1 protein-coding gene is annotated in these 277 nt (G+C 43.3%); it reads left to right on the top strand.

Features of this window, described 5'->3' with window-relative positions:
- Nucleotides 1-59 precede the first annotated feature (59 nt).
- Nucleotides 60-248, top strand: a complete 189-nt coding sequence (locus ACTHS3_RS17815) for a hypothetical protein (protein WP_440368746.1) — start codon at nt 60-62, stop codon at nt 246-248.
- Nucleotides 249-277: the final 29 nt, after the last annotated feature.

Genomic DNA, 277 nt, shown 5'->3' with positions numbered 1-277 from the left:
CAAATCAACCACTTGAAAGAAGATAAATATGAAAAAACTGATTCAAATGACCATCTTTGATGGTTGCAGCTGCCGGCTTGGTATTGGCTCCAGTCGCTTCTGCACACGGCAAACATGAAATGCATCCGAAACAAGAGCGTATGTACAAAAAAGCCAAACCGCAAAAAATGAAAAAACCTGCACCTAAAGCCAAACACCACGCAGCCAAGCCCAAACAGCATCAAGAGCATCGCCACGACCATCATTAAGATGAACCCTCAACAATAAATAAGGCCGT

Source organism: Neisseria sp. P0009.S007, assembly GCF_051962515.1.
This window is presented reverse-complemented; position numbering and strand designations above follow the sequence as displayed.

Coding starts and splice junctions, on each gene's coding strand:
- ACTHS3_RS17815 (WP_440368746.1), top strand. CDS start 60: ATGGTTGCAGCTGCCGGCTTGGTATTGGCTCCAGTCGCTTCTGCACAC.